The sequence below is a fragment of the Duganella sp. Dugasp56 genome (genome assembly GCF_047304105.1).
Taxonomy (GTDB): domain Bacteria; phylum Pseudomonadota; class Gammaproteobacteria; order Burkholderiales; family Burkholderiaceae_D; genus Rugamonas; species Rugamonas hordei.
In genome coordinates this window covers 1-287 of record NZ_JBGLYQ010000124.1, presented here as the reverse complement: position 1 = coordinate 287, position 287 = coordinate 1, and the positions used below count along the sequence as shown (strand labels likewise).

Here is a 287-nt window from a genome sequence, read left to right as displayed (position 1 = left end):
GGTGCGGCTGGCAGGAATCGAACCCACGACCCCTTGGTTCGTAGCCAAGTACTCTATCCAGCTGAGCTACAGCCGCGAAAAACAAGATTATAACAGCGTTTTCTTGTTTGGCGAAGCATTCCAGAAAGAAATTTTGCAATCCGTTTCAGGAGCTTACACTTAAAGCAAAAGGGCCCGGAGATCGCTCTCCTGGCCCTTCCACTTACGAATTTTTGGTGCGGCTGGCAGGAATCGAACCCACGACCCCTTGGTTCGTAGCCAAGTACTCTATCCAGCTGAGCTACAGC

1 tRNA gene is annotated in these 287 nt (G+C 51.2%); it reads right to left on the bottom strand.

Going from position 1 to position 287, the window contains the following annotated elements:
• Window positions 1–2: 2 nt before the first annotated feature.
• Window positions 3–76: transfer RNA gene (locus ACCD07_RS32325), tRNA-Arg, on the bottom strand.
• Window positions 77–287: the final 211 nt, after the last annotated feature.